We start from the raw sequence: 6,414 nt of genomic DNA, 5'->3' as shown, positions 1-6,414 counted from the left end.
CCAATCTATAGAGGATGCACTCTAGCCCTCAAAAAGAGTGCATCCTTCCCCTCAACGGAGACCGCCTCAACCCTCATGAGGCAGTATCCAATCTATAGAGGATGCACTCTAGCCCTCAAAAAGAGTGCATCCTTCCCCTCAACGGAGACCGCCTCAACCCTCATAAAGGCAGTATCCAATCTATAAGAGGATGCACTCTAGCCCTCAAAAAGAGTGCATCCTTCCCCTCAACGGAGACTGCCAAACCCTCATAAGGCAGTATCCAATCCATGGAAAAGATGCACTCCGCCTTCAATAGAGTGAATCCTTCCCTTCAAGGGTTTTACTCAATTTTCATCGCATCTCATTTTTATGAACCCTCATTTTTATGAATCCTTGGTCAAAGGCACAAAAAGAAGTTTGCTAGCAACCATTGTATCACCCACCTTATGGGATTCCACTTGCCTACAGAGCTTTCAAACTTTTTTACGCCTTCATAAAATCGAATCTGAAAGAATTCATTAAGGCAATTAAGAGTAAATTTTGTCAAAATATAGACAAAGTTTATTCTTTTTTGTGATTGTTGTATTTTTACTATAGTTATTTAAATCGAATTTATATATGATACGTATCGATATTTATTTATCGAAATAAATATAGGAGAAAAACTATGAATATCAGATATTTTTTCATAGCTGGGGCTATTACAAGTGGTTTAGCTCTCGCGATTCAAAAATCTGATCGTATAGTCAATAAACAACCCTCTCCTATTGTTGCTCCTTATACTATTGATAAAACAAATTTACATTTTGTTAAACAAGTAAGGGACACATCGGATACATTGAATATACTGAGAGTCAGTAATAGAAGCGCATCAGAACAAGCATCAATCGACGATATATACGATAAAGCAGAAAATTTATTGAATGCACTAGCTGGTTTTTTAGGATCACTTATTATATATTTCGTACAACTTGTTGCTACTAGAATATAAGATACAAAAAGTTCTTAAAGTAAGGTTATATACATTTTGTATATATTGTAAAATTTAAATAAAAAGGCCCTTTATAAAATAGGGCCTTTTTTAGTTTAATTTTTCCTTTGTTTTAGTTTAGTTTTTATTGTGTTTTTATTTTTATTGGCCAAATATCATCGCCTTCAAAAGTGCCATTTTTACTTGTCTCACATCTCAAATGACAAAGGCTCTAACTCCCTAGCTTCGCTCCCATAGCACTTTAGTAAATAAGGGTCCGCAATCTTCTTGTTCTTCCCAAAAATTCTTCTGTTTTCAAGAAAATGACCATGCATCCCCTACGTCATCGAATTGGCTTCCAGATCTCCATGAAACAGACTGAAAAACACAAAAACACCATAACTTTTTATATCAATATCACCATACTGAAACACTGTTGAAGCTTAACAAGCGCTGCTTCATTGGCAAGGACTTCTTAGAAAGACAAAAAACACCTCAAAGGCAAAAGAGCTTAACACTGCTCAAAAATGCCATTTTTTGCCTTCCTCTCACCTCAAATGACAAAGGCTCTACCCCCGGCTCTACCCCCTAGCTTCCCTCCCATAGCACTTTAGTCAATAGAGCTTCCCCATAGCGCCTTTAGTCAATGGACCTTCCCCTCATACCGCTTAAATAAGGCGCTTGAATAAGCAATGATTTATGAGAATTTTCTAACAAAACAACAAAACCATCTTAAAGAAGAGAGTAGAATTTATAATTGATTTTTTCCCCTATTCTTGAGGATCAAGCCATTTCCAGTCTATTTTTTAAAATCTTGGCTATTATTCTTGATTTTTCGAACCCTTTATTTTGCTCTGGTAAGAAAGATGTGAAAGCGCCATGATTGAGACGCTTTCACATCTTTTAAATAAAAGTGCTTTTCTTCAACAGGAGAATAAACTAATCAATTTTTATATCCATAAATGCGATTTTACCATCTTTAATATAAGTAATATCAGGAGCATGTTTTACCCCCTCTGCTTCAAACACGAACTGTTCATCACTCACCCCTTCAAACCCTTGTTCCCTTAATTCTTGTTTTTTCTCCTCGACTAATTTTTTATGCAAAGCGCGTTTTTGATTACACGTATTAGGGGATCTCACTCTGAAAAGCTGATAGTCCATGGCTATGGACCACTTCTCAGCAACCCGTTCCAGTAGATCGTAACTGAACTTTCCTTCCCTTTTCACTTCTTGAGCAATCACCATCGCGCGTTCCAAATGGACTTTTTCAATGGTTTCATCAAAGCCAAGCTTCTCCCCTGCCGTAAAACTTTCATCATAAGAAGCTAAAGTTTCAACATCGCCCAGCAAGGCAAGAGCAGCAAGATGCAGCAAAGCATAAGGTGCGAACTCTACGTCTCCATCCGTTGCCCATGATAAAGAATCTTTTTCCCAAGGGGGAATACCATATTGAGAGCGAAACATTTCATGCAAAGAATCATCTTCCATTGTCCATTTTAAAGTTGTATCGAGTGCTTTCTTTAAAAGCTGGACGCTCACTTTTTCTTCAAAAATTTCCAATCCATTGGGTACAAAATTCATAAATACTGTTGGCAAAACCCCAGAATTATGCGGATTAATCGTCTGACAAGCCGCCGCAAAAATACCGCTCATAATTAAAAGCCCGCGATCAAACGGGGAAAATTCTTCCACGTGTTTTTCGTTATAAAGAAACTGCACTTCACGATCGGGTAAAAAGAGGGTTGCCAAATAATCTCCTTTTCCCTCGATGTCCACAGACCACCCCAAGCTTTTTAAAAGCGCTGTTGCACTTTCTATCGTGAGAATTTCATCATCATCATAACCGACAAAGGGTTCTTTTTCCTTTTCCTTTAGTTGCAAACGCCTCTCCTGCAGCACGGCTTCATCTTTCCAAAACTGCTGCGTTGCAAGATCATTTTCTTGAAGCACTCTTTCCAGCTCGCCTTTCACTTGGAAATTCATTTTCATCCGTTTAAAGACAGAGGTATAAAGAGCTAAAACAAGCATGATAATGATCATGCAAATAACAATAAATACCCAGAACTCGGGATCTAATAGAAATACGGCTATAGGATCAAAGTTCATGTTCCCCCCTCACTATTTACACAACCCGTGCGACAGAGAGCTTATGTGCTCTCGCACCGAGATTGCTTCTTCTAGTTTCTGAATATTTTTTTGCAACTCACCCGTCACTTTGGTGCGAAGCCGTAACATAACCGGAATAAAAATAATGACACAGACCGTTATGGCGACCGTCGTTTTAAAGAGAACGGCATGCACAACATATTGCCACCCTGTCAGCTGCCAATTTAATACACCTGGTATTTCTAGAACCATTCTCCACATGACAATGAGAACCGTAATAGCAAAGATAATTTTATAATCCTTTGCTGAGAGCAACACGTGCTGGAGCGAAAAAGAATGCGCTCCTTTATGCGTTTCTTGCTCTGATGCCCAATTTTGCTCCTTCATGTATTCCCCTCTCACTCTTTGAAAAGACCCCGTGTGACAGAGAGCTTATTTGCTATCACACCGAGATTGCTTCTTCTCGTTTCTGGATCTTTTTTTCCAATTTTCGCATTATGATGATGCAAAACCCAAATATCACCGAAATCAAGAAAAGTACACAGGCCGTTATGGCTTACGTCATAATAAAAATTATAATATTCCTGCTACCTTGCCACCCTCTTACCTTCCTCACATCTCAAATAGTGAAGATTTTCAAACCACGCCAATCTATAAACAATAGTCACAATTCAGCTTTTTCTTCCTAAAAATTCTCCTATTTTCAAGAAAATGACCCTGCATCCCCACCTTCAATAGGATTCATTTCAAAGCTTGAATGAACAAGGCTCCTAAAAATACGAAAACAACCCATATACCGCGCGCCCCTACAAGCAAAACCGTTCCTTCCTCACGCCTCAAACGATAAAGTAAGTCCCAAGCACTCACTCTAGGCTCTAAACCCCACGGGCTCTTATTCCCTTTAATCAACACTGATCCATAATCGGCTTTTCTTCCACTCAATGCCACCCAACACTGCTCCTTTAAAGCAATGTTTACGGACACCCCATAAAAAACACCAAAACATATCAAAGGCAAAATGGTATAGAGAGCAATCCCTATAAAGGCTGAATCTCTCATAATTTCTTCATTATTTTTCCCTCTCATGACTTCTCAAGCGCTGTATCCTGTTTCTTGCAAGACGTTTTTCAGTTCTTTTCTTAAACAGCGATACGTTCTCACCTGCTTAAAGACACCATAATAAAGTTGTAAAATCATCATAGGAATACAAGCAACCACCAATGTCACGCACATAAGCACGAGACCGAATATTGTAACAAGAATATCACTCCATTTTTCTCTATCGCCTTTTTTATACCAATCCTTTTGATCGGTTATTTTACCCCGTTGCTGGTTTATTTCTTTCAATTTTTGAGTATTTTTTCTCAACAAAAGCCACAATGTTATGAAGAGTATGTACAGAACTGGAAACAAGACCCAAACACACACTGTAATAACTTTCCAAAACGCATACAGAGAGAGAAAAAGAGGTGTATCCCACCACCCTGTCAAGTTCTCTTGGCTACCCAAAGATGAGAGAAAGAAAATCCTGTTGCACAACTCAATAATGAGCGAGAGGAACCAAATGACAACATGCTCTCGCACAGAAAAATAATCTTTCCCAAAAAAATAGCGTAGTTCATTATAAAATGCTGAATAAAATTCTGACTTTTTCCCCTTCATTGCTCTTCCTTTTTTTATGAAAAATGCATTTCTTTATCTCATGCCCGCTTTTTTAAGAACCACGAAAAGTGCGATGCATGGCGCTTTCCTTATTTTTAATAAAACCCCCCAACTTTCTAAAAGCGCGGTTACTCTTCCCAATGATTAAGAGCATCCTCCTCATTACAAACGAAAATAGGCTATCCTCTTTGCCAGATGATTTTCCAACCATCCCCTCTTCTTGTGTCACGAGAGCTTCTAAACATTGCCTCTTACCCCTCACGATAGCTACAAAAGCGCCTTGTCACTCTCTTTGATATTACGCGTTTTAGTAGCCGTCTCATTCTACGATACTTTCTCACCTGCTTAAAGACACCATAATAAAGTTGTAAAATCCCCACGGGAATAGCAGCAAACCACACTGTCACGAACACAAGCACGAAACTGAATATTGTAACAAGAATATCGTCCATTTTCCACTTCACACTTTCTTTATATCGATCCTTTTGATCGGTTATTTTACCCCGTTGCTGATCTATTCCTTTCAATTTCCGAATATTTTTTACCAACAAACGCCGCAATATGAAGCAGAGTATAAACATAACTGGGAACAAGACCCAAACACACACTGTAATAACTTTCCAAAACGCATACAGAGAGAGAAAAAGAGGTGTATCCCACCACCCTGTCAAGTTCTCTTGGCTACCCAAAGATGAGAGAAAGAAAATCCTGTTGCACAACTCAATAATGAGCGAGAGGAACCAAATGACAACATGCTCTCGCACAGAAAAATAATCTTTCCCAAAAAAATAGCGTAGTTCATTATAAAATGCTGAATAAAATTCTGACTTTTTCCCCTTCATTGCTCTTCCTTTTTTTATGAAAAATGCATTTCTTTATCTCATGCCCGCTTTTTTAAGAACCACGAAAAGTGCGATGCATGGCGCTTTCCTTATTTTTAATAAAACCCCCCAACTTTCTAAAAGCGCGGTTACTCTTCCCAATGATTAAGAGCATCCTCCTCATTACAAACGAAAATAGGCTATCCTCTTTGCCAGATGATTTTCCAACCATCCCCTCTTCTTGTGTCACGAGAGCTTCTAAACATTGCCTCTTACCCCTCACGATAGCTACAAAAGCGCCTTGTCACTCTCTTTATCTTACGCGTTTTAATGCCCGTCTCACTTTACGATACGTTCTCACGCGCTTGAAAACAAAATAGTAAAATTCCAAAATGAGCATGACAACACCCGCAGGAAAAAAGACGTTTAGCAGAAATATCAACCAAAAGTATACGATAAAAAAACAGCTTATTTTTTCTCTATTGTTTTTTACTGGATTATTTTGTTGATCGATTGTGTGACCCCGTTGCTGGATAGCCTCTTCTAACTGCTGAATCTTTTTTTTCAACAAATACATTAAGATGAGATAAAGCACCAATAAAACAGGCATCAAGGCAACAACAACAACCATGATGACTTCACGCAGCACAAAGAGCGCCAAAAGAGTGCTATCCTGTGATACACTCAACGGCCACTTGGCTTCTAATGGAATCAAAAGAGCTTTATAACCTATCCCAACAAGGATAGAAATAAGACAAATAATCATATGATCTTTATAAGAACGAAATGATTTTCCAAAAACAACAGAGCACCGTTTGTTATAAAATGTGGAATTTTCCCCCTTCATTTGCTCTTCCCTTTTATGCAACT

General features: G+C 38.5%; 7 protein-coding genes. 1 reads left to right on the top strand and 6 read right to left on the bottom strand.

Annotated features, from left to right (window positions below; genetic code table 11):
* Positions 1-649 precede the first annotated feature (649 nt).
* The gene (locus ACFINS_RS02205; protein ID WP_375611633.1) at positions 650-973 is read left to right on the top strand and encodes a hypothetical protein; all 324 of its coding nucleotides are present in this window, start codon (positions 650-652) and stop codon (positions 971-973) included.
* A gap of 918 nt (positions 974-1,891) precedes the next feature.
* Here ACFINS_RS02205 and ACFINS_RS02200 read toward each other — a convergent pair.
* From ACFINS_RS02200 to ACFINS_RS02175, 6 genes are all read right to left on the bottom strand, one after another.
* Entirely contained in the window at positions 1,892-3,061 is a 1,170-nt protein-coding gene (locus ACFINS_RS02200) for a DUF6990 domain-containing protein (RefSeq protein ID WP_375705833.1), read from the bottom strand.
* Between the two features lie 12 nt (positions 3,062-3,073).
* Positions 3,074-3,448, bottom strand: a complete 375-nt coding sequence (locus ACFINS_RS02195; RefSeq protein WP_375705832.1) for a hypothetical protein — start codon at positions 3,446-3,448, stop codon at positions 3,074-3,076.
* A gap of 354 nt (positions 3,449-3,802) precedes the next feature.
* The gene (locus ACFINS_RS02190) at positions 3,803-4,147 is read right to left on the bottom strand and encodes a hypothetical protein (RefSeq protein WP_375705831.1); all 345 of its coding nucleotides are present in this window, start codon (positions 4,145-4,147) and stop codon (positions 3,803-3,805) included.
* A gap of 6 nt (positions 4,148-4,153) precedes the next feature.
* Positions 4,154-4,723 (bottom strand): hypothetical protein, encoded by a 570-nt coding sequence (locus ACFINS_RS02185; protein ID WP_375705830.1) that lies wholly within the window; start codon positions 4,721-4,723, stop codon positions 4,154-4,156.
* A 251-nt stretch (positions 4,724-4,974) separates the two neighbouring features.
* Positions 4,975-5,565, bottom strand: a complete 591-nt coding sequence (locus ACFINS_RS02180) for a hypothetical protein (RefSeq protein ID WP_375705829.1) — start codon at positions 5,563-5,565, stop codon at positions 4,975-4,977.
* 292 nt (positions 5,566-5,857) lie between these two features.
* Positions 5,858-6,391: a hypothetical protein gene (locus ACFINS_RS02175; protein WP_375705828.1), complete on the bottom strand. Its 534-nt coding sequence runs from the start codon at positions 6,389-6,391 to the stop codon at positions 5,858-5,860.
* Between the last annotated feature and the right edge of the window lie 23 nt (positions 6,392-6,414).

Origin of the sequence: Bartonella sp. AA2SXKL, assembly GCF_042197205.1 — a bacterium.
Taxonomy (GTDB): Bacteria; Pseudomonadota; Alphaproteobacteria; order Rhizobiales; family Rhizobiaceae; genus Bartonella.
The sequence above is the reverse complement of the archived record's forward strand: the minus strand, read 5'-3'. Positions and strand labels throughout refer to the sequence as shown.